The 25,012-nt window shown below is 62.9% G+C and carries 26 protein-coding genes and 2 pseudogenes; 10 read left to right on the plus strand and 18 right to left on the minus strand.

Features of this window, described 5'->3' with window-relative positions:
- Window positions 1-68: 68 nt before the first annotated feature.
- The 4 genes from ispZ to dapF all read right to left on the minus strand — a co-directional run bounded on the left by ispZ (window position 69) and on the right by dapF (window position 3,895).
- On the minus strand, window positions 69-716 hold the full coding sequence (gene ispZ, locus ACZ5YV_RS01020; RefSeq protein WP_464788194.1) for a septation protein IspZ: 648 nt from the start codon (window positions 714-716) through the stop codon (window positions 69-71).
- Between the two features lie 105 nt (window positions 717-821).
- Window positions 822-1,760 carry a signal recognition particle-docking protein FtsY gene (gene ftsY, locus ACZ5YV_RS01025; RefSeq protein WP_464788195.1) on the minus strand — a complete coding sequence of 313 codons (939 nt, stop codon included), beginning with the start codon at window positions 1,758-1,760 and terminating at the stop codon, window positions 822-824.
- Complete coding sequence (mtaB, locus tag ACZ5YV_RS01030) at window positions 1,757-3,088, minus strand: tRNA (N(6)-L-threonylcarbamoyladenosine(37)-C(2))-methylthiotransferase MtaB (RefSeq protein WP_464788196.1); 1,332 nt, start codon at window positions 3,086-3,088, stop codon at window positions 1,757-1,759. The genes ftsY and mtaB overlap by 4 nt, the downstream gene beginning before the upstream one ends.
- Before the next feature lie 3 nt (window positions 3,089-3,091).
- Window positions 3,092-3,895, minus strand: a complete 804-nt coding sequence (dapF, locus tag ACZ5YV_RS01035) for a diaminopimelate epimerase (protein WP_464789116.1) — start codon at window positions 3,893-3,895, stop codon at window positions 3,092-3,094.
- Window positions 3,896-4,240: 345 nt separating this feature from the next.
- Between dapF and ffh the strand changes: the two genes are divergently transcribed.
- The 6 genes and pseudogenes from ffh (at window position 4,241) to rplS (ending at window position 8,310) form a co-directional block, all read left to right on the plus strand.
- Window positions 4,241-5,713 carry a signal recognition particle protein gene (ffh, locus tag ACZ5YV_RS01040; RefSeq protein WP_464788197.1) on the plus strand — a complete coding sequence of 491 codons (1,473 nt, stop codon included), beginning with the start codon at window positions 4,241-4,243 and terminating at the stop codon, window positions 5,711-5,713.
- Window positions 5,714-5,817: 104 nt separating this feature from the next.
- The gene (gene rpsP / locus ACZ5YV_RS01045) at window positions 5,818-6,303 is read left to right on the plus strand and encodes a 30S ribosomal protein S16 (RefSeq protein WP_449471253.1); all 486 of its coding nucleotides are present in this window, start codon (window positions 5,818-5,820) and stop codon (window positions 6,301-6,303) included.
- 147 nt (window positions 6,304-6,450) lie between these two features.
- Window positions 6,451-6,915 (plus strand): annotated as a pseudogene (gene rimM / locus ACZ5YV_RS01050) (ribosome maturation factor RimM); the annotation flags it as partial.
- 13 nt (window positions 6,916-6,928) lie between these two features.
- Complete coding sequence (locus ACZ5YV_RS01055) at window positions 6,929-7,201, plus strand: hypothetical protein (RefSeq protein WP_464788198.1); 273 nt, start codon at window positions 6,929-6,931, stop codon at window positions 7,199-7,201.
- The gene (gene trmD, locus ACZ5YV_RS01060; protein WP_464788199.1) at window positions 7,198-7,929 is read left to right on the plus strand and encodes a tRNA (guanosine(37)-N1)-methyltransferase TrmD; all 732 of its coding nucleotides are present in this window, start codon (window positions 7,198-7,200) and stop codon (window positions 7,927-7,929) included. The genes ACZ5YV_RS01055 and trmD overlap by 4 nt, the downstream gene beginning before the upstream one ends.
- A 12-nt stretch (window positions 7,930-7,941) precedes the next feature.
- The gene (gene rplS, locus ACZ5YV_RS01065) at window positions 7,942-8,310 is read left to right on the plus strand and encodes a 50S ribosomal protein L19 (protein WP_449471260.1); all 369 of its coding nucleotides are present in this window, start codon (window positions 7,942-7,944) and stop codon (window positions 8,308-8,310) included.
- A 95-nt stretch (window positions 8,311-8,405) separates the two neighbouring features.
- Here rplS and ACZ5YV_RS01070 read toward each other — a convergent pair whose 3' ends face one another.
- From ACZ5YV_RS01070 to ACZ5YV_RS01115, 10 genes are all read right to left on the minus strand, one after another.
- On the minus strand, window positions 8,406-9,398 hold the full coding sequence (locus ACZ5YV_RS01070; RefSeq protein ID WP_464788200.1) for a TerC family protein: 993 nt from the start codon (window positions 9,396-9,398) through the stop codon (window positions 8,406-8,408).
- A 4-nt stretch (window positions 9,399-9,402) separates the two neighbouring features.
- Window positions 9,403-9,582: a hypothetical protein gene (locus ACZ5YV_RS01075; RefSeq protein ID WP_464788201.1), complete on the minus strand. Its 180-nt coding sequence runs from the start codon at window positions 9,580-9,582 to the stop codon at window positions 9,403-9,405.
- A 205-nt stretch (window positions 9,583-9,787) separates the two neighbouring features.
- Entirely contained in the window at window positions 9,788-11,062 is a 1,275-nt protein-coding gene (locus ACZ5YV_RS01080) for an MFS transporter (protein ID WP_464788202.1), read from the minus strand.
- A gap of 24 nt (window positions 11,063-11,086) precedes the next feature.
- Window positions 11,087-11,890 carry a TrmH family RNA methyltransferase gene (locus ACZ5YV_RS01085; RefSeq protein ID WP_464788203.1) on the minus strand — a complete coding sequence of 268 codons (804 nt, stop codon included), beginning with the start codon at window positions 11,888-11,890 and terminating at the stop codon, window positions 11,087-11,089.
- Window positions 11,891-11,955: 65 nt separating this feature from the next.
- The gene (locus tag ACZ5YV_RS01090; RefSeq protein ID WP_464788204.1) at window positions 11,956-12,228 is read right to left on the minus strand and encodes an HPr family phosphocarrier protein; all 273 of its coding nucleotides are present in this window, start codon (window positions 12,226-12,228) and stop codon (window positions 11,956-11,958) included.
- Window positions 12,225-12,629: a PTS sugar transporter subunit IIA gene (locus ACZ5YV_RS01095; protein WP_097091003.1), complete on the minus strand. Its 405-nt coding sequence runs from the start codon at window positions 12,627-12,629 to the stop codon at window positions 12,225-12,227. Before ACZ5YV_RS01095 ends, ACZ5YV_RS01090 begins: the two co-directional genes overlap by 4 nt.
- Before the next feature lie 29 nt (window positions 12,630-12,658).
- Window positions 12,659-13,591 carry an RNase adapter RapZ gene (rapZ, locus tag ACZ5YV_RS01100; RefSeq protein WP_464788205.1) on the minus strand — a complete coding sequence of 311 codons (933 nt, stop codon included), beginning with the start codon at window positions 13,589-13,591 and terminating at the stop codon, window positions 12,659-12,661.
- Window positions 13,588-14,022, minus strand: coding sequence for an HPr kinase/phosphorylase (locus ACZ5YV_RS01105; RefSeq protein WP_464788206.1), 435 nt, complete (start codon window positions 14,020-14,022; stop codon window positions 13,588-13,590). The genes rapZ and ACZ5YV_RS01105 overlap by 4 nt, the downstream gene beginning before the upstream one ends.
- Window positions 14,023-14,115: 93 nt before the next feature.
- Window positions 14,116-15,711, minus strand: a complete 1,596-nt coding sequence (locus ACZ5YV_RS01110) for a sensor histidine kinase (protein ID WP_464788207.1) — start codon at window positions 15,709-15,711, stop codon at window positions 14,116-14,118.
- Window positions 15,680-16,384, minus strand: coding sequence for a response regulator (locus ACZ5YV_RS01115; RefSeq protein WP_464788208.1), 705 nt, complete (start codon window positions 16,382-16,384; stop codon window positions 15,680-15,682). The genes ACZ5YV_RS01110 and ACZ5YV_RS01115 overlap by 32 nt, the downstream gene beginning before the upstream one ends.
- Before the next feature lie 286 nt (window positions 16,385-16,670).
- On the opposite strand from ACZ5YV_RS01115, the gene ACZ5YV_RS01120 reads away from it, so the two are divergent.
- The 3 genes from ACZ5YV_RS01120 to ACZ5YV_RS01130 all read left to right on the plus strand — a co-directional run bounded on the left by ACZ5YV_RS01120 (window position 16,671) and on the right by ACZ5YV_RS01130 (window position 19,685).
- Window positions 16,671-18,266 (plus strand): phosphoenolpyruvate carboxykinase, encoded by a 1,596-nt coding sequence (locus ACZ5YV_RS01120; protein WP_464788209.1) that lies wholly within the window; start codon window positions 16,671-16,673, stop codon window positions 18,264-18,266.
- Between the two features lie 114 nt (window positions 18,267-18,380).
- The gene (locus ACZ5YV_RS01125) at window positions 18,381-18,698 is read left to right on the plus strand and encodes a hypothetical protein (protein ID WP_449471275.1); all 318 of its coding nucleotides are present in this window, start codon (window positions 18,381-18,383) and stop codon (window positions 18,696-18,698) included.
- Between the two features lie 171 nt (window positions 18,699-18,869).
- The gene (locus tag ACZ5YV_RS01130; RefSeq protein WP_464788210.1) at window positions 18,870-19,685 is read left to right on the plus strand and encodes a ferredoxin--NADP reductase; all 816 of its coding nucleotides are present in this window, start codon (window positions 18,870-18,872) and stop codon (window positions 19,683-19,685) included.
- Window positions 19,686-20,789: 1,104 nt separating this feature from the next.
- On the opposite strand, the gene ACZ5YV_RS01135 is transcribed toward ACZ5YV_RS01130, so the two are convergent.
- A complete protein-coding gene (locus tag ACZ5YV_RS01135; RefSeq protein ID WP_464788211.1) occupies window positions 20,790-21,233 on the minus strand; it encodes an NfeD family protein in 444 nt (147 codons plus the stop codon).
- Window positions 21,233-22,204 (minus strand): SPFH domain-containing protein, encoded by a 972-nt coding sequence (locus ACZ5YV_RS01140; RefSeq protein WP_464788212.1) that lies wholly within the window; start codon window positions 22,202-22,204, stop codon window positions 21,233-21,235. Before ACZ5YV_RS01140 ends, ACZ5YV_RS01135 begins: the two co-directional genes overlap by 1 nt.
- 98 nt (window positions 22,205-22,302) lie before the next feature.
- Here ACZ5YV_RS01140 and ACZ5YV_RS01145 point away from each other — a divergent pair, with 98 nt between their 5' ends.
- On the plus strand, window positions 22,303-23,118 hold the full coding sequence (locus tag ACZ5YV_RS01145) for an HpcH/HpaI aldolase/citrate lyase family protein (RefSeq protein WP_464788213.1): 816 nt from the start codon (window positions 22,303-22,305) through the stop codon (window positions 23,116-23,118).
- Window positions 23,119-23,178: 60 nt separating this feature from the next.
- Here ACZ5YV_RS01145 and ACZ5YV_RS01150 read toward each other — a convergent pair.
- Window positions 23,179-24,182 (minus strand): annotated as a pseudogene (locus ACZ5YV_RS01150) (IS30 family transposase).
- A 163-nt stretch (window positions 24,183-24,345) separates the two neighbouring features.
- Window positions 24,346-24,966 carry a hypothetical protein gene (locus ACZ5YV_RS01155; protein WP_464788214.1) on the minus strand — a complete coding sequence of 207 codons (621 nt, stop codon included), beginning with the start codon at window positions 24,964-24,966 and terminating at the stop codon, window positions 24,346-24,348.
- Window positions 24,967-25,012: the final 46 nt, after the last annotated feature.

Raw genomic sequence — 25,012 nt, forward strand, 5'->3', positions numbered from 1 at the left:
GCTGGCTCCGCCCTGCGCTTTATATGATGCGCTCCTGCGAAGGAGTGCGGTGGTGTAAGGGGCCTACATCACCCCTGCGGCGGGGTGGTTTCGCCGATTTCCTCGCTGTCGATATTGTTACCTAGCGTCAGTCCGTGGCGCGTAAGCATCGGGATATTGGCGAGGGCGAAGAGCAGCGAGACGACGGTGACGCCCCAGACTTTCACCGCCAACCAAGCGTCGAAGCTCATCGAGTGGCGCATCACTTCATTGGCGACCGCCATAGCGACAAAGAAGAAGCCCCAGTTGCGCGACAGCTTGCGCCAGCCTTCGTCAGTGAGGCCGTCATAGGCGGCTAGCAGCAGATATTTGAGCAGCGCCTTGCCCCGCAGCAGTCCGCCGAACAGCATCAGGGCGAAGAAGCTGTAGATGATCGTCGGCTTCACCTGGATGAAGCTTTGATCCTGGAAATAGATGGTGAGGCCGCCGAAAAAGAGCACGAGCATCGCCGACAGCCACAGCATGGGCGACACGCGGCCAAGCTTTATCTTCGAAATGATCACGGCGATGACGATCGCTGCCATAAAGGCTGCCGTGCTGAGGGTCATCGCGGTAATCGGATTGCCGGGACCCCAAATCCAGCCCGCGCCCTTGTAGCTCAGGAAGAAGGCGAGCAGTGGGCCGAAGTCGAGCGCTAGGCTCAGGTTGCCGCCGTGGGTGGGTTTGGTGTCAGTCATTGTGCATGGTCCGTCATCCCAGCGGAAGCTGGGATCTTATGAAGCTGGGTTATGCCGTACAGGCATGGGATCCCAGCTTCCGCTGGGATGAGGGAGGCGGGGAATTTACCGCGCATAGGCTGTTCCTGCGATCGCGCGCGCCATGTCCCCGGCATCGAAGGGGCGCAGATCCTCGATCTTTTCGCCGACGCCGATAGCATGGATGGGCAGGCGATATTTCTCCGCCGCCGCGACCAGCACGCCGCCTCGCGCGGTGCCGTCCAGCTTCGTCATGACGAGGCCGGTGACTTGCGCGACCTCCTTGAAAACCTCGATCTGGTTCAACGCATTTTGTCCCGTGGTGGCATCCAGCACCAGCACAACGTCATGGGGTGCGGCCGGGTTCAACCGGCCAAGGACGCGACGGATTTTGGCGAGTTCGTCCATGAGCTCGGTCTTGTTCTGAAGGCGGCCCGCCGTGTCGACGATCAGCACGTCAATGCCGGTCGCGGTTGCCTGTTTGACCGCGTCGAATACAATGCCCGCCGCGTCGCCGCCTTCCTTGCCCGCGACGATGGGGATGCCGAGGCGATCCGCCCACACCTTCAACTGCCCGATCGCGGCAGCGCGGAACGTGTCGCCCGCCGCCAGCATCACGCCATAATCCTGCTCCAGGAAATTATTGGCGAGCTTGGCAATGGTGGTGGTCTTGCCGGAGCCATTGACGCCGATGACGAGGATGACTTGCGGGCGGGGGAAGGCTTCGATCTCCAGCGGACGCGCGACCGGGGCGAGAACCTTCTCGATCTCCTCCGCGATGATCTCCCGCAGATAGTCTTCTGTCAGTTCGCGATTGTAACGGCCTTCGGACAGGCGGTCACGCACGCGGGCGGCCATGGCGGGACCAAGGTCGCTGATGATCAGCGCTTCCTCGATCTCGTCGAGCGTTTGGTCGTCCAGAGCGGCCTTGGTGAAGATGCCGGTGAGGTTTTCGCCGAGCTTGTCGGAGGTGCGCTTCAAGCCGCCGAAGAGGCGGTCGCGCCAGCTGGTGCCGGGTTCAGTCATTGCCGAGCCTCTTGCGCGATCAGCACGCCATTCTCAAGCGCCGTGATCGTTGCCCACGTGATGCAAGAGGGGGATTGGGGCGTTTCGAAGCGCACCGGGGCGAAATTTTCCGCGTGGCCCGAGAGACCGTTGCGCTCGACCAGCACGGACTGGGGGCTGCCGATGAGGCTTTGCAGCCATTGCTGGCGCTGCGCTTCGCAGGCCGAGCGGAGGCGGGCGGCGCGGGCCTTTATCGTAGCACGATCGACTTGGGGCATGCGGGCGGCGGGTGTGCCTGCGCGCGGGGAGTAGGGGAAGATATGGCCGTGGACGATGGCGCATTTCTCGACCAGCTTCAGGCTGTTTTCGAACATCGCCTCATCCTCGGTCGGGAAACCGGCGATGATGTCCGCGCCGATGCTGATGGCGGGGCGGGCAGCTTTAAGGCGCTCAACTATGCGGATGGCGTCGGCGCGACTGTGGCGGCGCTTCATGCGCTTGAGGATCATGTCGTCGCCTGCCTGGAGCGAGAGATGGAGGTGCGGCATCATGCGCGGCTCATGGGCGATGAGGTCGAAGAGCCGATCGTCAATCTCCACGCTGTCGATCGAGGACAGGCGCAGGCGGGGCAGGGCGGGCACGGCTTTCAGGATGCGTTCGACCAGCAGGCCGAGCGAGGGTGATCCGGGGAGGTCGGGGCCATAGCTGGTGACGTCGACGCCGGTGAGCACGATCTCCTGATAGCCTGCCTCCACAAGCTCGCTCGCCTTGTCGATGACGGCGCCTGCGGGGACGGAGCGGCTGTTTCCCCGGCCATAGGGGATGATGCAGAAGGTGCAGCGATGGTCGCAGCCATTTTGCACTTCGAGGAAGGCGCGGGCGTGCTCGGCAAAGGCGCTGGCCATGTGCGGCGCCGTGTCGCGGACGGCCATGATGTCGGAGACCTGGACTTTTTCCGTTGCTCCAAACACATCCGTCATCCCAGCGGAGGCTGGGGTCTCGGGCGGGAGGGAACGGTGTTGGGCCTGAGATCCCAGCTTTTGCTGGGATGACGGGTAGTGGGAGGGGTCGAGTTTCTCGCGATTGCCTATCACCGCGTCGACCTCCGCCATTTTGGCGAAGGTTTCCGGCTCGGTTTGCGCTGCGCAGCCCGTTACCATGATCCTCGCCTCTGGCCGTTCGCGGCGGGCGCGGCGGATGGCTTGGCGTGTCTGACGTACCGCTTCTGCGGTTACCGCGCAGCTGTTGACGACGATCAGGTCATCCTGCCCACCCGCCATCTCGCGGATGGCTTCGCTCTCCGCGATGTTCAGGCGGCAGCCGAGGGTGATGATCTGCGGGCCGCTCATGCTCTAAAAGTGGTTCCAGTCGGCCTCGCCATCGAAGACGTGAGTGGCTGGACCAGTCATCATGATAGGACCGCCGGTCTGCCAATCGATGACGAGGTCGCCTCCGGGCAGGGTCACGCGTGTCGGGCCGCTGACGAGCTTGCGGCGCACGGCTGCGACGGCTGTTGCGCAGGCGCCGGTGCCGCAGGCGCGGGTGAGGCCAGCGCCGCGTTCCCACACGACCAGGCGGATATGATTGTCGCCGATGACCTGCGCGAAGTTCACATTGACGCGGGCGGGAAAGAGCGGATCGGTCTCGATCAGCGGGCCTAATCGGTCGAAGTTCACACCGTTCATATCGTTGCAGAAGAAGACGACATGCGGGTTGCCGACATTCACGGCGGCGGGGGCGGGGAGGTCTTCCCAGCTGACCGGCATGGTCAGCGTGTCCATCGCGTAGGCGAGGGGGATTGCGTCCCAGTCGAGCCGGGGCGCGCCCATATCAACGGTAGCGCCGCCATTGATGGCCCTGGCTTCCAGCAGTCCTGCCCTGGTTTCGATCAGCACGTCGCGGCCCACGAACAGGGGCACGCAGCGGGTGGCATTGCCGCAGGCTTCGACTTCGCCGCCGTCGCTGTTGAAGATGCGCATGGACACGTCGGCGCGATCGGATTGGCCGATGAGGATCAGTTGGTCGCAGCCTATGCCTGCGTGGCGGTCGGCTATGGCTTGGGCGCGTGTGGCGGTCATTTCGACGGCATCCTCGCGCGCGTCGATCACGACGAAGTCATTGCCCAGTCCGTGCATTTTGGAAAATCGGCCCATAATGGTCGCGCATGTAGGGGGTGTGGGAGGAAAAGGCGAGTCTGCATCCCGACATCCCAGATCCTCGTCATCCCAGCGGAAGCTGGGATCTCGGGCGAGCGCGCGCGACTTGTCCTGAGATGCCAGCCTTCGCTGGCATGACGGAGGGGGGGGCGGTTGCATCCCTCCCTCCGTTCCGCTAAGGGGCACATCGCAATTTGGGCGGTTCGCCGTTCGATACCCTGACAGATCCATGGCGCTCACAAGGGAGCACCGGATGGACGCTGGCCGGCGAGGTTTCGCCCGCCGGCGATTTTGTCGTTTGGCGGGGTGGCGCAGTTTTCCGGGCTTTTTGGCCCAAATGAGGTGATGATGTTCGATTCGCTAAGCGATCGTCTGAGCGGGGTATTCGACAAGCTGCGTGGGCGCGGTGCGCTGACGGAGGACGATGTCCGCGCCGCGATGCGCGAGGTGCGAATCGCGCTGCTGGAGGCCGACGTCGCGCTGCCGGTGGTGCGCCAGTTTGTCGATCAGGCGACCGAGCGGGCCGTGGGCAGCGATGTGCTGCGGTCGGTCACGCCGGGGCAGATGGTCGTCAAGATCGTCTCCGACACGCTGACCGAGACGCTCGGTTCTGAAACGTCCGACCTGCTGATCGACGTCAGCCCGCCCGCCGTCATCATGATGGTCGGCCTGCAGGGGTCGGGCAAGACCACCTCCACCGCCAAGATCGCCAAGCGCCTGAAGGAAAAAGAGCGCAAGAAGGTGCTGATGGCGTCGCTCGACGTCCAGCGCCCCGCTGCGCAGGAGCAGCTGGCGGTGCTGGGCACGCAGACCGATGTCGCCACCCTGCCGATCGTGGCGGGCCAGCAGCCGGTCGATATCGCCAAGCGCGCGTTGCAGGCGGCGAAGCTTCAGGGCTTCGACGTGGTAATGCTCGACACGGCGGGCCGTCTGCACGTCGATCAGGCGCTGATGGACGAGATGAAGGCGGTGGCCGACGTCTCGAACCCGGCGGAAATCCTGCTGGTGGTCGATTCGCTGACCGGACAGGACGCGGTGAATGTCGCGACCAGCTTTACCCAACAGGTGCCGCTGACCGGCGTGGTGCTGACCCGTATGGACGGCGATGCGCGCGGTGGTGCGGCGCTGTCGATGCGCGCAGTGACGGGTCGTCCGATCAAATTTGCGGGCACGGGCGAAAAGCTCGACGCGATCGAGCCTTTCCATCCCGCGCGTGTGGCGCAGCGCATTCTTGGCATGGGCGATGTCGTGTCGCTGGTCGAGCGCGCGGCTGAGAGCATCGACGCCGAGGAAGCGGATAAGCTCGCCAAGAAGATGGCGAAGGGTCAGTTCGACATGAACGACCTGCGCAGCCAGCTTAATCAGATGCGGCGCATGGGCGGCCTTGGCGCGCTGGCGGGCATGCTGCCGGGCCTCAAGAAGGCGCAGGCGGCGATGGCGGCAAGCGGCGCCAACGACAAGACGCTGATTCATCTCGACGCGATGATCGGGTCCATGACGCTCAAGGAGCGGGAAAAGCCCGCCCTGATCAACGCCAAGCGCAAGATTCGCATCGCCAAGGGCTCCGGCCGCACCGTGCAGGAAGTCAACAAGCTCCTGAAAATGCATCAGGAGATGGAAACGGCGATGAAGAAAATCCGCAAGATGGGCGGATTGAAGGGCCTTGCCAAGATGTTCACCGGCGGTGGCATGGACAAGCTGATGGGCGGCGCGGGTGGCGCGCCGGACCTTGGCGGTCTTGGTGGATTGGGTGGCCTTGGGGGCGGGGGCAATATGCCCAACCTGCCGCCGGGGTTTCAGAATTTCATGAAGAAATAGCCCGTCATCCCAGCGAAGGCTGGGATCTCAGGCACAAGATCCCAGCCTTCGCTGGGATGACGAATTGAAGCTAAATAGATTAGAGTAGAAAGGTCAAAAACAGCATGGCAACGTCCATTCGTCTTTCGCGCGGTGGTTCCAAGAAGCGTCCTTATTACCGCATCGTCGTGGCTGACAGCCGCGCCCCGCGTGACGGCAAGTTCATCGAGCGCATCGGCAGCTACAACCCCGTCCTGCCCAAGGGCGACGAGAAGCGCGTCGTGATCGACGTTGAGCGTGCGAAGCACTGGGTTGCCGCTGGCGCGCAGCCGACCGACCGCGTTGCCCGCTTCCTGGACGCCGCTGGCGTGAAGGAGCGCGCTGCTCGCAGCAACCCGAAGAAGGCTGAGCCGGGCCAGAAGGCCAAGGATCGCGCCGAAGATCGCGCCACGAAGGCTGCGGAAGCCGCTGAAGCTGCCGAAGCCGCCAAGGCTGCTGCCGCTGAGGCCGCCGCCGCTCCTGCGGTTGAAGAAGCTCCGGCTGTCGAAGAAGCGCCTGCCGCTGAAGAAGCTGCTCCCGAAGCCGCTTCTGAAGAACAGGCTGAAGGCTAAATGGGTAATCACCCCTCCCCTTCAGGGGAGGGGCCGGGGGTGGGGGCTGGCAATGGCTCCGCACCCGGCACCCCCCAGCCCAACCCTTCAACCGAGGCACGTGACTCGGTTGAACCTGAAGGGGAGGGGCTAGCCTCTTCGCGCGCCCTTACGCTCGCCGTCATCATCGGCGCGCATGGGGTGGCGGGCGAGGTTCGTCTGAAGCTCTTCGGGGAAGGCGTGGAAACGCTCAAATCCTACAAGAGCTTCGACGCTGCGGGTGCCAAGCTGACGTTGAAGTCGGTGCGCGCCGGTTCCAATGGCGCGGTTGCGCGTTTCGCCGAGGTCAATGACCGAAGTGCGGCCGAAGCCCTGCGCGGGACGGAACTCACCGTTCCCCGATCTGCCCTGCCTCCGCTGGAGGAGGGCGAATATTATCATGCCGACCTCATCGGCCTGCCCTGTTTCTCCAGCGAGAGTGAGGGGCTGGGCAATATCGTCGCGATCGAGAATTTCGGCGCTGGCGATATCATCGAGGTCGAACGGCCCAACGGCAAACGCTTCATGGCGCCGATGCATGCGGTCACGATCTCGGACGGACGGGCCGTGATCGAAGCGGCCTTTGCGGCTTGATCGGCGGTCGCTGATGCCCCAAATCCTTACCGCCCTCTATCTGCTGATGATGATCGCCGCAGGGTGGCGCCTGTTCACCATGCCATGGAAGCGCGCGTTGAAGATCGGCGCGGCGGTGGCGCTGGTCATCCCTATTCCCTTGCTGTTTCTTTTGCCTGCCCTGATGAACCCGGAGCGGCCCTTTGCCGATCTGTTGCGTGCGATCGGCATCGCCCTGATGGCAGGCGGCATCGTGTCGTTGCTGGGGGGCATGTCCGCGGCGTGGCTGCGCAAGCGCAAGGCGTGAGTTTTCGGACGCAAATATTGACGCTTTATCCGGAGATGTTTCCGGGACCGTTGGGTGTGTCGCTGGCCGGGCGCGCTCTGGCGGAAGGAAAATGGTCGTGCGATCCGATCCATATCCGGGATTTTGCGACCGACAAGCACCGCACCGTCGATGATACGCCTGCGGGCGGTGGCGCAGGGATGGTGCTGCGCGCCGACATCTTGGGGCTGGCTGTCGATCATGCGCTGAAGCAGGGGCCGAATCTGCCGGTGATCGCCATGACGCCGCGTGGCAAGCCGATCACCCAGACCCGCGTGCGCGAACTGGCGGCGGGTCCGGGCGCGACGATATTGTGCGGGCGGTTCGAGGGCTTTGACGAGCGGATTTTCGAAGCTCGGCCAGTTGAGCAGATCAGCATGGGCGACATCATCCTGTCCGGCGGCGAGATGGGCGCGCTGATGCTGCTCGATGCTTGCATTCGGCTGCTTCCCGGAGTAATGGGCGCGGCTTCCAGTGGGGATGAAGAGAGCTTCGAAAGCGGCCTTCTCGAATATCCGCACTATACCCGGCCCGCTTTGTGGGAAGGGCGCACGATCCCTGAAGTGTTGCGATCGGGGGATCATGCGAAAATCGCCGCCTGGCGGAAACAAAGGGCGGAAGATGACACACGGCTAAGGCGGCCGGACCTTTGGGAACGTCATATTGGCGTTCGGGACCAGCCGCCCTCTGGTGCGCAACGCGAAAAGTAGGACTTGAGTTACATGAACTTGATCCAGCAGATCGAGGCCGAAAATATCGCGGCCCTCGCCAAGGATATCCCGGAATTCCGCCCCGGCGACACGCTGCGCGTCGGTGTGAAGGTCATCGAAGGTGACCGCAGCCGCGTCCAGAATTATGAAGGCGTGTGCATCGCCCGCTCGAACAAGGGCATGGGCAGCAACTTCACCGTGCGCAAGATTTCGTTCGGTGAAGGCGTGGAGCGCGTGTTCCCGCTTTACTCGCCGAACCTCGATTCGATCACCGTCGTCCGCCGTGGCGTCGTGCGTCGTGCGAAGCTCTATTATCTGCGCGGCCGCACCGGCAAGCGCGCTCGCATCGCCGAGCGCCGCGACGTCCGCACCGAGGATTGATCCTCCTTGCGGCTTTACGGTCGCTAAGTTGAACAGGCGGCGCTCGAAAGAGCGCCGCCTGTCTGCTTTTGGGGTCCGACTGACCCGACCAGATCCTACTGGACTTCGGCAGGAAGCGCCGCCTTTTCTGGTCGCGTCTTCCACAATGACCAGCCTACGCCGCCTGCCAGAATGGCGAAGGTCACCGCCAGCGAAACCGGCGGCGGGATTTTGGCCAGGCCCAGCGCGTCGGCGACAAATATCTTCGATCCGATGAAGATCAGCAGCAGGCTGAGCGCATATTTGAGGTAGTGGAAACGTTCCACCATCGCGGCGAGGGCGAAATAGAGCGCGCGCAGGCCAAGGATCGCGAAGATGTTGGACGTATAGACGATGAAGGGGTCCGTGGTGATCGCGAAGATCGCCGGCACCGAATCGACCGCGAACACCACATCGACGAATTCGATCATGACCAGCGCCAGGAACAGCGGTGTGAAGAACAAAGCCCGCTGTCCAGTCTGGGGATCGGCCTGCCTCACCCAGAAATGCCGACCATGCAGAGTGTCGGTCACCCTCATGCGGCGCTTGACCCAGCGTAGCACCGGCGACGCGCCGACGTCATAGTCCTTCTCCGCGGTCATCCACATCTTGATGCCGGTCGCGATCAGGAAGGCGGCGAAGAAATAGAGCAGCCAACCCCATTGCTGCACCGCCGCCGCGCCGAAGCCGATCATCACGGCGCGTAACAGGATGACGCCCAATATGCCCCAGAAGAGCACCCGATGCTGATAGAGACGCGGTATGCCGAAATAGGTGAATATCATCGCGATGACGAAGACATTGTCCATCGCCAGGCTTTTTTCGACGACAAAGCCGGTGACGTAGTTGAGGCCCGCCGTCGCGCCCATCTGCCACCATATCCAGGCACCGAACCCAAGGCCTAGAAGGATGTAGAAGGCGGAAAGGGTAAGGCTCTCGCGCACGCCAATCTCGCGTTCGCGCCGGTGCAGGACGCCGAGGTCGAGCGCCAGCAGGGCGATCACGATGCCAAGGAAAGCGAGCCACATCCAGAGTGGCGTACCGAGCCAGACAAGCGATAGGAAATCCATGGCGTCAGCTCCCGTTCCAGGCGGGCCGCGCTATCGACCGGCGCAGGCGGGCGTTCAGCTGCTCCCTGCGCTGCAACAGTCTTTCGATGCGGCGGGGATCAGGTGCTGAGCGCAGCCGCTCCATACGCAGCTGGTCATCGACGCGCTGCGCCAGAAGCAGGAGAATAAAGGTAAACGGCTTCATATGTGCCATCCTCTTTCGTGCGTTTCGCTCGATCGGATGACAGGGAGGGATAAGGAGCCTGCACCGGTGTCACCCGATGCGGTCCGACATCACGTCGCTTCCAAGGAGAAGCAGCGCCAGAGGGGCCCGGTCCGCAGAGATGGGGATAACCGGTTCCCGGGCTGGGTGCAAGTCTGGCGGGTGACCTAGCGCTGCCGTGCCACGATCAGGCTGGTTGTCGGCTCGTGAACCACAGCCCGCCCAGGCTGATCGCCGCAGCCGCCGACATGTAGAGGCCGACGAGTGCCACGCCCTGCACCTGGATCAGCCAGGTTGCGACGATCGGGGCGAGCGCGCCGCCAATGATGCCGCCGAGGTTGAAGGAGAAGGATGCGCCTGTGTAGCGCAGCTGGACCGGGAAGAGGTGGGGCAGATACGCGCCCAGCGGCCCGTAGACGAAGCCCATCAGGAACAGCGCCAAGCTGAGAATCAGGAAGATCGGCAGCAGCTGGCCCGTGCCCATGGCGGGGCCGAAGATGACGCCCATGAGGACGGTGCCGATGCAGCCTGCGACCAGCACGCGGGTGGGACTGGTCTTGTCCGCCCACCATCCCGCGATGACGATGCTGAGAGCCATGAACAGGATCGCGCCGAGCTGGATTGCCAGGAAGGTCTCGCGATCGATCTTGAGGGTGGTGGTGCCGTAGCCAAGCGCGAAGGCGGTCGCGATATAATAGACCGCGAAGCAGGCGACGACGGCGAAGGTGCCCGCGATCGCGGCGCCGAGATGGTTGGAGAGGAGCGTTGCGAGAGGGAGCGCGGGGGGTGGCGCTTCGGCTTGAGCGGCGGCGAACTCCGGCGTTTCGGTGAGTTTCAGGCGGACCCAGAGGCCAAGGAACACCAGCACCGCGCTGCCGAGGAAGGGCAGGCGCCAGCCCCAGGCGAAGAAATCCTTGTCCGTCAGGAACATGCCGAGGATCAGGAACAGGCCATTGGCGGCGAGGAAGCCCACCGGCGCGCCGAGCTGGGGGAACATGCCGAAGCGCGCGCGCCATCCGGGCGGGGCGTTTTCGACCGCCAGCAGCGCCGCGCCGCCCCATTCTCCGCCAAGCCCGAAGCCCTGACCGAAACGCAGGATGCACAGGATCAGCGGCGCCCACCAGCCGATCATCTGGTAGGTCGGCAGGAAACCGATGGCGAGCGTCGATCCGCCCATCAGCATGAGTGAGGTGACGAGCGTCGCCTTGCGGCCGATGCGATCGCCATAATGGCCGAACACCGCCGCGCCCAGGGGGCGGGCGAAGAAGGCGAGGGCGAGGGAGCCATAAGCGGCGAGCAACTGCGCCGAAGGGGAGGAGGCGGGGAAGAAGAGGGGGCCGAACACGAGGCTGGCGGCGGTGGCATAGATGTAGAAGTCGTAAAATTCGACCGCCGTGCCGATCAGGCTGGCTGCCAGCACCCGCTTGTGGCGCAGCATCGCGCCTATTCCGTCCGCAGCCATGTCTTCCCCGCCCCTTGCCATGTCTTAAGTCTTCTTCACTCGTTTCTGGTTCAGCAATTCGTAAGCCATCACGGCGCAGGCGACGGCCGCATTCAGGCTGTCGGCCTTGCCCAGCATCGGCATCTTCACCAGCTGGTCGCACTCGGCCTCGTACGATTCGGGCAGGCCCTGCGCTTCGTTGCCGACGAGCAGGAAGGAGGGGCTGGCATAGCGCGGCTCCTGATAATCCTGCGTGGCCTTGAGGCTGGTGCCGATGAGTTCGCCCGGCCCCTGCCGCAGCCACGCCAAGAATTCGCCCCAGCGCGCCTGGCTGATCGATTGGGTGAAGAGCGCCCCCATCGATGCGCGGACGGATTCCACCGAGAAGGGATCGACACAATCGTCGATCAGGATGAGGCCGCCAGCCCCCACCGCGTCGCCGGTGCGCAATATGGTGCCAAGATTGCCGGGATCGCGGAGCGACTGGGCGACGATCCAGATGTCGGCCTTGCTTCGGTCGAGCTTGGCCAAGGGGGTGAGGCGGTCGCGATAGACGCCGACCACGGCCTGGGCATTATCCTTGCCGGAAATCTTCGAAAGAATGTCCGGCGTGGTTTCGATGACGTCGCCGCCCGACGCCTCCATCGCCGCGATCAGGTCTGCGGCGAGGGGATGGGTGGAACCGGCGTGGAACAGCATTTCCGGCAGCACGCCTTCCTCGCGCGCTTCGGTGAGGATGCGTAAGCCTTCGGCCAGGAACAACCCTTCGGCCTTGCGGAACTTCTTTTCGCGCAAGGAGCGGACACGCTTCACCAGCGGGTTGGAAAATCCGGTGATCTCGCGTGCCACTGCGCCTGCTTTCCTCCTTGGGACGAGGCGGCCTCTCTATCGGGCCGGGGCGGAGCGCGGAAGAGCTATTCTTCGCCGAACTTGTCTTCGACCAGCGTGACCAGCTTTCCCAGCGCTTCTTCCGCATTGGGGCCGGTGGCGCTGATGACGATCGAATCGCCCAGCGCCGCGCCCAGCATCATGAGGCCCATGATCGATGTGCCGGTCACTTCGCTGCCATCCTTGCGCACGGTGATCTGGGCGGGAAGGCCGCTGGCCAGCGTCACGAACTTGGCGCTGGCGCGCGCGTGGAGGCCGCGCTTGTTGCTGATCAGGACTTCCTGACTGATTTCGCTCATGTGGTGCTGCCCAACAATTCGGATGCGACGCTGATATATTTTTGGCCTGCTTCACGCGCGGCGGCGACGGCCTGGCGCACGTCCATGACCTTGCGCGCGCTTTCCAGGCGGATGAGCATGGGCAGGTTGATGCCCGCGATAACCTCGATCTCGCCCGCCTTCAGGAGCGATATGGCAAGGTTGGAGGGGGTGCCGCCGAACAGGTCGGTGAGCAGGATGACGCCCGAACCGTCATTCACCCGCTCCACCGCAGAAGCGATGTCAGCGCGGCGCACCTCCATATCGTCTTCGGGGCCGATGCAGATGGTCGCGATCTGCTGCTGCGGACCGACCACATGCTCCATCGCGACGACGAATTCCGTCGCCAGCGACCCATGAGTGACGAGAACAAGTCCTATCATCTACTTACCGGCCCACATTGTTTCATGATTTAAGCTTTCGGGCCTCCCGGCTCGCGCTTCTCCAGACTATCCTGGGGCGCTGATTCCATATTGCGGTGCGAGATCGTGGGCGAAAAGCCCGCCTCTTGCAAGTATTTGGCGACCCGTTCGGCGACATGGACCGAACGGTGCCGTCCGCCGGTGCAGCCGAAAGCGACGGTCACATAGGATTTGCCGCTGTCCTGATAGCGGGGAATGAGCAGGGCCAGCAGTTCCTCTATCCGGCGCACGGCCTCCTCATAGGCGGGATCTTCGACGATATAGGCGGCGACATCGGGGTCCAGCCCGGTCTTGGGCTTCAGCTCCGCTTCCCAATGCGGATTGCGCAGAAAGCGCATGTCGAAGACAAGGTCTGCGTTCAGCGGAACTCCGCGCGAAAAGCCGAAGGACATGATCGTTAGCACTGGGGCAGACAGCCCCTCGCGCGAAAAGCGGTTGCGGATTTCCTGTTGCAGCCCGTTGCTGGTCAGGCTGGTCGTGTCGATGACATGGGTCGACCAGCGGCGCAGCGGGTCGGTCAGCTCCCGTTCGCGGGCGAGGCCGTGGGTCGCGGGGCGATCAGACGCCAAGGGGTGACGGCGGCGCGTTTCGGCGAAGCGGCGCTCCAGTTCCATGTCGGAGCAATCGAGAAAGAGTGTCTCGACGTCATGGCCCTGGCGCGTTCGCAGGGCCTTTATGCGTTGAACGATCGTTTGCGCATCGAACCCACGGGTGCGCGCGTCGATGCCCAACGCGAGGGGACGGTCATCCAGTTCCTCGTGACCTGCGGGCACGGGCGTGTCCAACAGCCGCTCAAGCAGGAGGAGGGGAAGGTTGTCGACGACCTCCCATCCCATATCCTCCAGCGTCTTGAGCGCCGTCGTCTTGCCCGCGCCGGAAAGGCCGGACACCAGCAGGATGGTCTTGGGCGTCCGTGCGGTCACGCCAGCCCCATCGTTTTGAGCGCGAGTTCGACCTTGATCGGCGCCGATGCTTCGAAAGGTGAAACCTTGACCACCGGCAGGGGGGCACCGGCGACGAGCCATTCTTCGGGGTCGCCCGGCATGCGATCAATGTCCTGCGACAGGTCGATGATCAACGCCAGCCGTGCCCCGTCGATCGACGGCAAATCCACGACACCGACGCCGCGCACCTCCATCTTTCCGGCGATCGTGGCTGGCGCCGACGCCTCCAACTGCCCCCCGCTGGATCGCACGATGGTGTAGTCGTCGCTGATGAGCGTGGCGCCACGGTCGATCAGGCGCAGGGCGAGATCCGATTTGCCCGCGCCGCTCGCGCCGCAGATCAGCACGGCCCGCCCGTCTATCGCGACGCTTGTCGCATGCATTGTTTCGGTTGAGTCTTGCGCCACCATGTCCCTGAACGCATCCTAGACCTAGAGACGGCGCGTGTGAATCGAATTGACGCGAAGAATTCACGCAAAGGTCAAAAACTTCGAGCGGCCGTCCTATTCCGAGACAATGCCGGGGTCGCGTTCCACGCCCATGGGAAGGCGCAGCATGAAACAGGCGCCCTGCTGATTATCTTCGCGGTCGGCAATGCTGATCTTGCCCTGATGCCCTTCGACGATCGACCGGGCGATGGCGAGGCCAAGGCCCGAATGCTTGCCGAAGCCCTCCGTTTCCGGGCGGACGCTGTGAAAGCGGCGGAAGACATGCTCGCGCTGGGACTCAGGTACGCCGGGGCCTTCATCCTCGACGCTGACCAGCACTTCATGATCGGCCACGGTCGCGACGATCTGCACCAGCCCCCCATCGGGTGAGAAGGAGATGGCGTTGTCGATAAGATTGTCGAGCACGCGGAGCAGGCGTTGCTCTTCGCCAAGCACGACGGCGACATCCTTGCGCGGGCGGGCAAAGGCGAGGCGGACGCCGCGTGGAACGCCCCGTGCCTCGCGCGCCACCACCATGCGCTCGATGAGAAGGCCAAGGTCGATCGGCTCGAACCGCGTGCGCGACAACTGCGCATCGATGCGGGAGGCTTCGGCAATGTCGGTGACGAGCCGGTCCAGCCGCCGCACGTCATCCTGCGCGATCGCCATCAGCTGATCGCGCAGTTCCGGCTTGTCGATTCGCTCCAACGCGTCGAGGGCGGAGCGGAGCGAGGCGATGGGGTTTTTGAGCTCATGGCTGACGTCTGCGGCAAAGGCGTCGGTGGCGTCGATCCGCTGGCGCAGCGCGTGGCTCATGTCGGACAACGCGCGGGCGAGCATGCCGATCTCGTCGCGTCGTTCGGGCAGGCGGGGCACCGTCACCTCGCGCGCGCGGCCGAGGCGGACGCGTACCGCCGCGCGGGCGAGGCGTTGCAGCGGCTGCACAATGGTCCGGGCGAGGAAAAGCGACAGCAGCACCGAAGCCAGCACGGCCGTGGCGATCACGATGCCCAGCCTCAGACGTTCGGCGCGCACCGTCCGGGTGATGTCGCGGGCATTTTCGGTCGCGAGCAGGCTGCCGCCATCCTTCAAGCCGGTTGCAGCCGAAATCATGAAGGTGCGGTCGGGCGCATAGCGGTTCATCGCCTGCGGCTGGCCTGTCTTGCGGGCGAGCAGCAGCTCCGGCCAGGCATCGGCGCGATCGACGGCAGGTTCTTCGAAATTGGGCGGTCGGTCGGCAAAGACGACGCGGTCCACCGCCTTGTCCAGAAAACGCGCGACATGGCGCCGCCACCCTTCTTCCGACGGCAGGGTCAGCCGATAACGAGGAGCATCCATCGCAAAGCTGTCGGCGATCAGTCGTCCGTCCGGTCCATAGCGGCGAACGCGATCGCGCGTCTGCCGGGCATAGGCTGCGATCAGCGCATTGTGCCGTTCGGCCGGTGCCGTCTCCAGGCCGATCGCCAGCAGCTTCAGCTCGCGCGCGGACTGGTCGAGGCGCGCGTCCACGATTCGGGTGCGATAGCTGTCCAGATAGAAGAAGCCGCCCGCCAGCAGGGCCAGCGCGAACACGTTGACCGCCAGGATGCGCGGCGTCAGGCTGATCCGGCCCGACCAACGCAACCCGCCGTCCCGCGGATCACTCTTCGGAGAATCGGTATCCGGCGCCATAGAGCGTATCGATTGCGTTGAATTCAGGATCGGCCTCGCGGAATTTGCGGCGGAGCCGCTTGATGTGGCTGTCGATGGTGCGGTCGTCGACATAGACGTCATCCTGATACGCAGCATCCATCAACTGGTTGCGATTCTTGACGACGCCGGGGCGCGCCGCAAGTGTTTCTAGGATCAGGAATTCCGTGACCGTCAACGTCACATCCTGACCCATCCATTTGACGCGATGCCGGGCGGGGTCCATTTCAAGCCGTCCGCGGATGATCGGGTCGGCTGCGGGCTCGTCACTGGCATCGGCCATCCGGCCCACCTCCGCCCGGCGCAGGATGGCGCGGATGCGGGCGATCAGCAGGCGTTGCGAAAAGGGCTTGGCGATATAATCGTCCGCGCCCATGGCGAGGCCCAGCGCTTCGTCCAGCTCATCGGCCTTGGACGTCAGGAAGATCACCGGCATCTGGCTCTTCTCACGCAGGCGCCGGAGCAGTTCCAGGCCATCCATGCCCGGCATCTTGATGTCGAACACGGCAAGATCGGCCGGATTGTCGAGCAACGCCTTCAGCGCTGCCTCCGGGTCCGAATAGAGGCGCGTCATGAAGCCTTCGGCCTGCAGCGCGATGGACACGGAAGTCAGGATATTCTTGTCATCATCCACAAGGGCGATGGTTGGAGTCATACTTCTTCCCAATGATCTTGGCCGCCCTGCTCAGGCCTTCCTGTCCAGCGTTAGACGATGCCTGTCCCGCTCGCAAGAAAGGGGTAGGACGGCAATTATGCGGTTTTCGTCCCTTAATCTGGGACAAACGGCTTGCTGGCGGGATTTGACGCTGGGGGTGCAAAGGCTTATTGGGCCTCCCATCTGCAGGAATGTCGCCGCCCATAAGGGAGAGCGGCGCTGGGAGCGGATCGGTCGCAAGCGTTCGTTGTTGGCGAGCCGGAGTAATCACATCAGGAGCTAAGGCGTGCAGGCCAAATCCTCAATTACCCTGGATCAGCAGGGCATTTCCACGACCGCTGAACAATATTGGAATCTCGGCACCGCGCCGCTCGTCGAAGCTGCCATCGCAAATGGCGAGGGCGTCCTGTCCAAGGATGGCCCGCTGGTCGTGAAGACAGGCAAGCACACTGGTCGTTCGGCCAACGACAAGTTCATCGTCAAGGACGCCGAGACCGAATCCACGGTATGGTGGGGCAAGACGAACGTTCCCATGACGCCGGAGCATTTCGCTGCGCTGAAGGGAGATTTTCTCAAGGCGCTGGGCGAAAAGAACAAGCTCTACGTCGCTGACCTGTTCGGCGGTTCGCAGCCCGAGCATCGCGTCAACGTCCGCGTCATCAACGAACTCGCCTGGCACAATTTGTTCATCCGCACGCTGCTCGTGCGCCCCAGCCAGGAAGAGCTGAGCGGCTTCGCGCCTGAATATACGATCATCGACCTGCCTTCTTTCCAGGCCGATCCTGCCCGTCACGGGTCGCGCAGCGAGACGGTGATCGCGGTCAATTTCAGCGAAAAGCTGATCCTGATCGGCGGCACCAAATATGCTGGCGAGATGAAGAAGTCGGTCTTTGGCATCCTCAACTATCTGCTGCCGGTCAAGGGCGTGATGCCCATGCACTGTTCGGCCAATATCGGCCCGAACGGCGACACGGCGGTCTTCTTCGGCCTGTCCGGCACCGGCAAGACGACGCTGTCGGCCGATGCCAGCCGCACGCTGATCGGCGACGATGAACATGGCTGGTCGGACACGGCGGTCTTCAATTTCGAAGGCGGCTGCTATGCCAAGATGATCAACCTGTCGGCCGAAGCCGAGCCGGAGATCTTCGCGACCACCAAGCGCTTTGGCACGGTGCTTGAAAATGTGGTGATCGACGAGGATACGCGCGAAATCGACCTCGACGACAACAGCCTGGCTGAAAACAGCCGTGGTTCCTACCCGATCGACTTCATTCCGAATGCGTCGGAAAAGAATCTGGGTCCGGTGCCAAAGAACATCATCTTCCTGACCGCCGACGCCTATGGCGTGCTGCCGCCGATCGCGCGGCTGACCCCGGACCAAGCGATGTACCACTTCCTGTCCGGCTACACCGCGCGCGTCGCGGGCACGGAAATCGGCGTGACGGAGCCTTCGGCGACCTTCTCCACCTGCTTCGGTGCGCCTTTCATGCCGCGTCACCCTTCGGTCTACGGCAATCTGCTCAAGGACCGGATCAACAAGGGCGGGGTCACCTGCTGGCTGGTCAACACCGGTTGGACCGGCGGCAAATATGGCGTTGGCAAGCGCATGCCGATCAAGGTGACGCGCGCTCTGTTGAACGCGGCGCTGGACGGTAGCCTTAACGATGCCGAGTTCCGGGTCGATCCCAATTTCGGTTTCCAGGTTCCCGTCGCGGTGCCGGGCGTCGATGCGACGATCCTTGATCCACGCGCGACCTGGGCCGATCAGGCCGCCTATGACGAGACGGCGGGCAAGCTGGTGAAGCAGTTTGTCGACAATTTCGCCCAGTTTGAAGAGCATGTCGATGCATCGGTGCGGCAGGCTGCGCTGACGGCGGCCTGACAGGCGGGCTGCCCGCTTCCAAAGGTTGAAAAAGAGCCGGGGGCAGTGCTTCCGGCTCTTTTGCTTTCGGGCGGCGGCTTGCGGTGCTATTCTGGTGCCCAATTCAATGGGATTATGGCGATGTTTGACCAACTGATAAACAGCGTGGGCGGATTGGAAGCAGTGGCGGCGAAGCTGGGGCTTTCGGCCGAGCAGATGCAGGCGCTGATGACCGAGATAGGCGGCAAGATCGCGTCCGGTGAAACCGATGTCGCGGCGCTGGCTACCACGGCGGCGGAACATGGCGTGTCGGCGGACAAGTTGCAGGAACTGTTCGCGCAGTTCGGTGGCCCCGAGGCGATTCTGGGCAAGCTTGGCGGCCTGTTCGACAGCGATGGCGACGGTAGCCCGATCGGCGAACTGAGCAGGCTGGCCAAGGGATTGTTCGGCTGAAAATAGGGCTGAAGCTGGCGGGCATGATCGTCAGCTATCGGCCATGAAAGTTTTTTCACCTTGCCTTAACGGGGCCGAAAAGGCATTCGCGCCGCCATCACTTATTGCGAAAGCCACGCAACTGGCGTCCTGCGCGGGCGTTGGCGAAGGGGATTTGCAGGAGACAAGGTTTTGAGCGACGTGACGATCGAAAAGCCGGTACTGGAGCCGACCGGCGCCCTGACTGTCGAAACTGTGCTGTCTGTCCGGCATTGGAACGAGCATCTGTTCAGCTTCCGCATCAGCCGCCCGGCAAGCTTCCGCTTCCGTTCGGGCGAGTTCGTGATGATCGGGTTGCAGGGCGACAATGGCAAGCCGCTGCTGCGCGCCTATTCCGTGGCTAGCCCGGCCTGGGACGAGGAACTGGAATTCCTGTCGATCAAGGTGCAGGACGGCCCGCTGACGTCCAAGCTTCAGCTGATCCAGCCGGGCGACCAGATCTATCTGGGCCGCAAGCCCACCGGCACGCTGGTGACCGACGCGCTGCTGCCGGGCAAGCGGCTGTTCATGCTGTCGACTGGTACAGGCCTTGCGCCGTTTCTCAGCCTGGCGCGCGATCCGGACGTGTATGACTTTTATGAGGAAGTCGTGGTCGTTCATTCTGTCCGCCGGGTCAGCGATCTTGCCTTCCATGATGAGATGGAAGGCAAGCTGGCGGAGGACCCGCTGGTGTCCGAGCAGGCTGCCAATCAGTTCCACTATGTGCCCACCGTCACCCGCGAGCCCTTCCGTAACAATGTGCGGATCGACAAGCTGGTCGAGAATGGCGCGCTGTTCGAAGGGCTTTCGGGGGACAAGAAGTTCAATCCCGAGACCGACCGCATCATGATGTGCGGCAGCATGGAGATGATCAAGCAGTTCGCCGCTTATTTTGAGACCGAGGGCTTCGTCGAAGGCTCGAATGCGGCGCCGGGCGCCTTTGTGATCGAGCGTGCTTTCGTCGGGTAAGCGGGCGGAGATCAGTGGTACGAGAGGGGCTGGCGGTGATGCTGGCCCCTTTTTGTTGCGGACGGCGGCGAGCCTTTGCGCATGGCCATTTGTAATCACTGCACTTCGGTCATCGCTGGTCTGACGTTGATCAGCTTACGACCATTGGCGGACGTCGCTCTAACACGTTACCCCCGCCTAATAGCCGCTATGGCTAGGAGTAGGTACCCGCTATATGAGCATATTTGCATTAGCTCTAATAAATCTAATTTTTGCCGTTCTGGCGTCACGGATCGCATCTAAGCAGGGACGGGAGTGGGCGTTATGGTTCTCTTTCGCTTTGTTAACTGGACCAATAGCGCTGTTAGTCCTGATGTTTCTCAAGGATGAGAGCGCATAATTTTTGCAGAAAATGTTGCGTATTTGGCGGAGGTAATCGACCAGTTTAGGCCGACCGACCCGGATATAGTTGTCTCTATAGCGGACATCACCAATGTTGGGCGGTCATCGGTCCCTCCATAGATAGACGGCCAAATTTTGGTTCGGGATGACTATCAAGGTGCCGTTCCCTTTGGTGCTGTAATAGGCTCCGGGGGTTTTCATGGCCGGTATCGCCGCCTTCGGCCAAAACCACGCTCGTGTGGCACAATACAGCGGTGGAGGCATTCCATCTGACCACCAGCTATTCGGAACGGGTGTTTGCGCCCAGTTTTCGAATGTCCGACTGCCTTTGTGTCCCCGAGAATGTTGCACATCACGAAAATATCGCAAGCCTTGGCGTCTGATTGCCGTCGACACCTCCGGTTTGAGGTTGATGGCAAATCCTCCCCAAGAACCAAGCATTCCGCCGCATTCGCCTCGCGTATAGAACCGACCGGTCTTTAGTTTGTCCGGGATCAATTCTTCCTGATAATGCCGTGCGTATGCTTGGAAACACAGCCAGAGAGCGGCGGCAACGCAGATTATCCAGATTATCCAGATGATCGCGGACCGCATCGACATTCCAAAATCTCGCCCTATCCCGACACAAGATCAATGGGTTGTTTGGCTTTATGTCATCGCGAAAGCGGCCTGTCTCCCACCCATCCAATACATTCCCCTCCCGCAAGCGGGAGGGGAATGATCTTAGGCCAATTCCACCTGTAGCACCGAAGCCTCCGCCCCGATGACGCGCACCCGGCTCCCCGCTGGCGCGTCGGGGCCGCGGCAGGACCAGACGCTGTCGCCCACCTTCACGCGTCCGCGGCCTGCGTCGATCGGTTCGACCACCAGCACGACCTCGCCGATCAGCCTCGCTGTCCGGTCATTGAGCAACGGGTCCTGCGAGTCCACGGGATTGGCCACATACCAGCGGCGGCCACCCCATACCGATACCAGACAGAGCAGCGCGAACAGCAATAGCTGCACCGGCACCGAAACCGGCAACAGGAGCGCGATCAGCCCCGTCACCGCTGCCGCCAACGCGACCCAGATCAGGAACACGCCGGGGATCATCACCTCAGCGACCCCGAGCAGGGCAGCGAAGACCAGCCAGCCCCAGTGATCGTCCAGCATGCCGAGCCAATCCATCAGCCCTGACCCTGAGCAAAGGGGCTGCGGCGGGGCGGAGCAGGGGGCGAGGTCGGCGCGCCGTCACCGCCCAGCGCTTCCTTGGCAAGTGCGCCGATGCCGCCCAGCGTGCCGATCAGCTGCGTAGCCTCGACGGGGAAGAGGATCGTCTTGGCATTGGGTGACGTCGCAAACTGGCTCACCGCATCGACATATTTCTGGGCGACGAAATAGTTGATCGCCTGCGCATTGCCGTTCGCGATGGCCTCGGACACCATCTGGGTCGCCTTGGCCTCCGCCTCGGCTTCGCGTTCGCGGGCTTCGGCATCGCGGAAGGCGGCTTCGCGGCGGCCTTCGGCTTCCAGGATTTGGCTTTGCTTTTGGCCTTCTGCTTTCAGGATTTCAGAAGCCCGCAAACCTTCGGATTCCAGAATCAGCGCGCGCTTTTCGCGTTCCGCCTTCATCTGGCGGCCCATCGCGTTGACGATGTCGGCGGGCGGGCGGATGTCCTTCAGCTCCACGCGCGTGATCTTGATGCCCCAGGCGTTGGTGGCATGATCGACCACGGACAGCAGGCGGGCGTTGATCTCGTCGCGCTTGGAGAGGGTTTCGTCGAGGTCCATCGATCCCATGACGGTGCGCAGGTTGGTCGTCGCAAGCTGCATGATGGCGACATACAGCTCGGACACCTCATAGGCGGCCTTGGCGGCGTCCAGCACCTGGAAGAACACGACGCCATCGACCGAGACCATGGCGTTGTCCTTAGTGATGATTTCCTGCCCCGGAATATCGACCACCTGTTCCATCATGTTGATCTTGCGCCCGACGGCGTAGAAGAAGGCGGGGTAGAAATTGAGGCCGGGGCGCGCGACTTCGGTGAAGCGGCCGAAGCGTTCTATGGTATATTGATAGCCCTGACGCACTACCTTGACGCTCACGGCCAGATAGAAGAGCACCAGGAAAGTCACCGTTAGCGCGAAGGTCGTCAGCATCTTTTTCCCCCTTAAGAAGCGCTTGACTATGACGCGGATTCGTTAACGGGGAAAGTCAAACCGTCACGAAGGCGGTTGGGCCATACAGGAGACCTGCCATGTTGCTGCGCCACGCCCGATCGCTGCTGTTTCTGCCAGCGTCGAACAAGCGCGCCATTGCCAAGGTGCGTACGCTGTCCTGCGACATGGTCATGCTGGACCTGGAAGATGCGGTGGCTGACGACCGGAAGGAAGAGGCGCGCGCCAACGCGGTCGAAGCCGCCGCCGAAGGCTTTGGCAAACGGCTGTGCGCCGTGCGGATCAATGCCGAAGGGACGGCGTGGCACGGCCCGGAAATGATCGCGGTCAAGCGTTCCGCCGCCAACTATGTCATCCTGCCCAAGGTCGAAAGCGGCAAGCAGGTGCGCGACGTGTTCAGCGTCTGCCAGAAGCCGGTCATCGCCATGATCGAGAGCGCGGCTGGCGTTCTTGCCGCCACCTCAATCGCGGCGGAAGAGGGCACGGCCGGGCTGTTCATGGGCACCAATGACCTGCGGCAGGACCTTGGCATTCCTCCTTCGGCGGGTCGGGAAGGGCTGAGCCTCGCCTTGCAGTCCGTGATCCTGAGCGCGCGGGCGGCGCGGATCGCGGTGTTCGACGGCGTGTTCAACCGGCTGGACGATGAAGCGGGGTTCGAAGCGGAATGCGCCGCCGGGCATGCGTTGGGTTTCGACGGCAAGACGCTGATCCACCCGAGCCAAGTGCCGGTCGCCAACCAGGTGTTCGGGCCGGATGCGCAGGCGGTGGCTGATGCCCGTCGGCTGATCGAAGCGGCGACGGGAGGGGCTGAGCGGTTCGAAGGGCGCATGATCGAGGGGATGCATGTCGAGGAGGCTCGGGCGCTTGTTGCTCGGGCTGAGGCGGTGGTGGGTTGATGGGGTGGCGTGTGATTATCTCGCGCGGCTTGTCATGCCAGCGGAAGCTGGGATGTAGATTCACGTTTGAAGTGCAACATTTGATTTGAAGTGGGAGAATGCCTCGGCGGGAGTAAGGAAGTCGAGGCATTTTCTTGGGGTGTGGTTGTAGCGATCTGCGGCGTGTCGGATGAGGGCGTGATCGATGGCGTCGAGGTTGGTTTTGCGGGGCAGAGTACGCCGCAAGCGTCTGATGGCATTTTCGACGCCGCCTTTTTGCCAGGGTGACCGGACATCGCAGAAGAAGGTCTGGATGCCGGTCTGCCTTGCGAGTTGATGATGTAGGGCGAACTCGGGCCCGTTGTCGAAGGCGATGGTCCGCCGCATGGGGCGCGGTAGTGTGTCGAGCATGTCGGCGAGATGATTGGCGGTTTGCCTGGCCTTTCGATCCTGTGGACTGTGGATGATGATGAAACGGGAAGCGCGTTCATGAGCGACCAGGATGGAGTGGCCATATTGGGCGAAGAGCATGAAATCGGCTTCCCAATGACCGGGCTGTGCCGGTCATCAGCTTCAAGGGGCCGTTCGCTCAAGGGGCGGCGATGCTTGATGATGTCGATCATGCTGCCGCCGAAACGGGCATGGCGACCGCGCCTGTGCTTGGCGCGAGGGAGCAGGCGATGCCAATAATCCTTCTGCGCCGAGCGGTGGTAGATGAAGCGGTAGATTGACTCATGGCTGATGAGGGTGCGACCATGCTCGCGCGTCAGCCGGCCGACGATCTGTTCGGGGGACCATCCCATCGCAAGGCGGGTCCTCACCAGATCGCGCAGGTCCGGTTGGCGTTCCAGCTTGAAGCGGCAGTCCCAGCGCCGCCGCCGCTCGGCAAGATGTTGGGCGCGAACAGGCTCGTAGCCACCAGGCCAAACCTTTGTTCTGACGCTGTTGCGCCGCAGCTCGCGGCTGATCGTGGACGCCGCGCGCCCCAGATGCACCGCTATGGCTCTTCGAGATTTACCGCCTGCATGCAGCCGGTATATCTCGATCCGCTCCTCAAGGCTGAGCTGGCCGTAATCGTCTCCCATCGCAACACCATCCTAGCAGGTGTTGCACTTGTTCCGTGAACTTAGGGCATCTCGTTAGGCTGGGTTGAGCGCTATCGATGGAGATGCCAGCCTGCGCTGGCATGACGGAATAGTTTCTTCAACATTTTCCCCTCCCGCAGGCGGGAGGGGAGATGAGGTTTCTCTATTGCTCCGCCGCGTTCGCAGCATTCCCCGCCTCTACGGGCGCCTCCGCCCCCTTCGCCGCAAAAACACGCAAGCTATCCAGCACCTTCTTCGCGATAGGCTGATATTGTTCGCTCAGCATCTCCGGGTAAACGAAGGTGGCGGTAACGATCCCTCCGTCCGGCTGGCGGAGCAGGCGGACGGCGACATTATTGCCCTCGCCATCATTGGCTGTGCCGCGATATTCATTGTCGCCGATGAAGTCGCCATCGACGCCTTCCGAACCGCTGCTCATCGACTGGACGACCTGCTGGAGCGTCTGCTGTTCTCCGTTGCGCTGCCAGAAGACGCGGACGTCGGCACCTGCGCCGGGGTCCTGAAAGACCGTGCCGTCTGGAGTGGTTGCGGCAGCATCCTGCTCCCAGCCTTCGGGGAAGCTGACCGAAAAGCCGCGATCATCATTCACATAATTACGGTTCTCTGCGGCCTCCGCCTTGCCCTCCGCCAGCGCCTTGGCCGCGGCGGCGTTGGCGGCGGCGGCCAGTTCTTCCTGGCTCGGCATATCCGACACCGGCTCGGCGCGTCCGCAGGCGGCCAGCAGGAGGACGGAGAGGAGGGCGGCTTGGCTGAGCTTTTTCATGCCCTGTCCAAAGCATAGGCGGCCCGACATTTCAACGCCGCAACGA

The organism is Sphingobium sp. TomTYG46 (assembly GCF_055396345.1).

Coding starts and splice junctions, on each gene's coding strand:
- ACZ5YV_RS01110 (WP_464788207.1), bottom strand. CDS start 15,711: ATGGCGCCGGATACCGATTCTCCGAAGAGTGATCCGCGGGACGGCGGG.
- ftsY (WP_464788195.1), bottom strand. CDS start 1,760: ATGACTGAACCCGGCACCAGCTGGCGCGACCGCCTCTTCGGCGGCTTG.
- ACZ5YV_RS01125 (WP_449471275.1), top strand. CDS start 18,381: ATGGCGATGTTTGACCAACTGATAAACAGCGTGGGCGGATTGGAAGCA.
- ffh (WP_464788197.1), top strand. CDS start 4,241: ATGATGTTCGATTCGCTAAGCGATCGTCTGAGCGGGGTATTCGACAAG.
- rplS (WP_449471260.1), top strand. CDS start 7,942: ATGAACTTGATCCAGCAGATCGAGGCCGAAAATATCGCGGCCCTCGCC.
- ispZ (WP_464788194.1), bottom strand. CDS start 716: ATGACTGACACCAAACCCACCCACGGCGGCAACCTGAGCCTAGCGCTC.
- ACZ5YV_RS01095 (WP_097091003.1), bottom strand. CDS start 12,629: ATGATAGGACTTGTTCTCGTCACTCATGGGTCGCTGGCGACGGAATTC.
- ACZ5YV_RS01105 (WP_464788206.1), bottom strand. CDS start 14,022: ATGGTGGCGCAAGACTCAACCGAAACAATGCATGCGACAAGCGTCGCG.
- ACZ5YV_RS01070 (WP_464788200.1), bottom strand. CDS start 9,398: ATGGATTTCCTATCGCTTGTCTGGCTCGGTACGCCACTCTGGATGTGG.
- rpsP (WP_449471253.1), top strand. CDS start 5,818: ATGGCAACGTCCATTCGTCTTTCGCGCGGTGGTTCCAAGAAGCGTCCT.
- ACZ5YV_RS01115 (WP_464788208.1), bottom strand. CDS start 16,384: ATGACTCCAACCATCGCCCTTGTGGATGATGACAAGAATATCCTGACT.
- ACZ5YV_RS01090 (WP_464788204.1), bottom strand. CDS start 12,228: ATGAGCGAAATCAGTCAGGAAGTCCTGATCAGCAACAAGCGCGGCCTC.
- ACZ5YV_RS01155 (WP_464788214.1), bottom strand. CDS start 24,966: ATGAAAAAGCTCAGCCAAGCCGCCCTCCTCTCCGTCCTCCTGCTGGCC.
- ACZ5YV_RS01145 (WP_464788213.1), top strand. CDS start 22,303: ATGTTGCTGCGCCACGCCCGATCGCTGCTGTTTCTGCCAGCGTCGAAC.
- ACZ5YV_RS01135 (WP_464788211.1), bottom strand. CDS start 21,233: ATGGATTGGCTCGGCATGCTGGACGATCACTGGGGCTGGCTGGTCTTC.
- ACZ5YV_RS01080 (WP_464788202.1), bottom strand. CDS start 11,062: ATGGCTGCGGACGGAATAGGCGCGATGCTGCGCCACAAGCGGGTGCTG.
- ACZ5YV_RS01075 (WP_464788201.1), bottom strand. CDS start 9,582: ATGAAGCCGTTTACCTTTATTCTCCTGCTTCTGGCGCAGCGCGTCGAT.
- mtaB (WP_464788196.1), bottom strand. CDS start 3,088: ATGAGCGGCCCGCAGATCATCACCCTCGGCTGCCGCCTGAACATCGCG.
- ACZ5YV_RS01055 (WP_464788198.1), top strand. CDS start 6,929: ATGCCCCAAATCCTTACCGCCCTCTATCTGCTGATGATGATCGCCGCA.
- ACZ5YV_RS01140 (WP_464788212.1), bottom strand. CDS start 22,204: ATGCTGACGACCTTCGCGCTAACGGTGACTTTCCTGGTGCTCTTCTAT.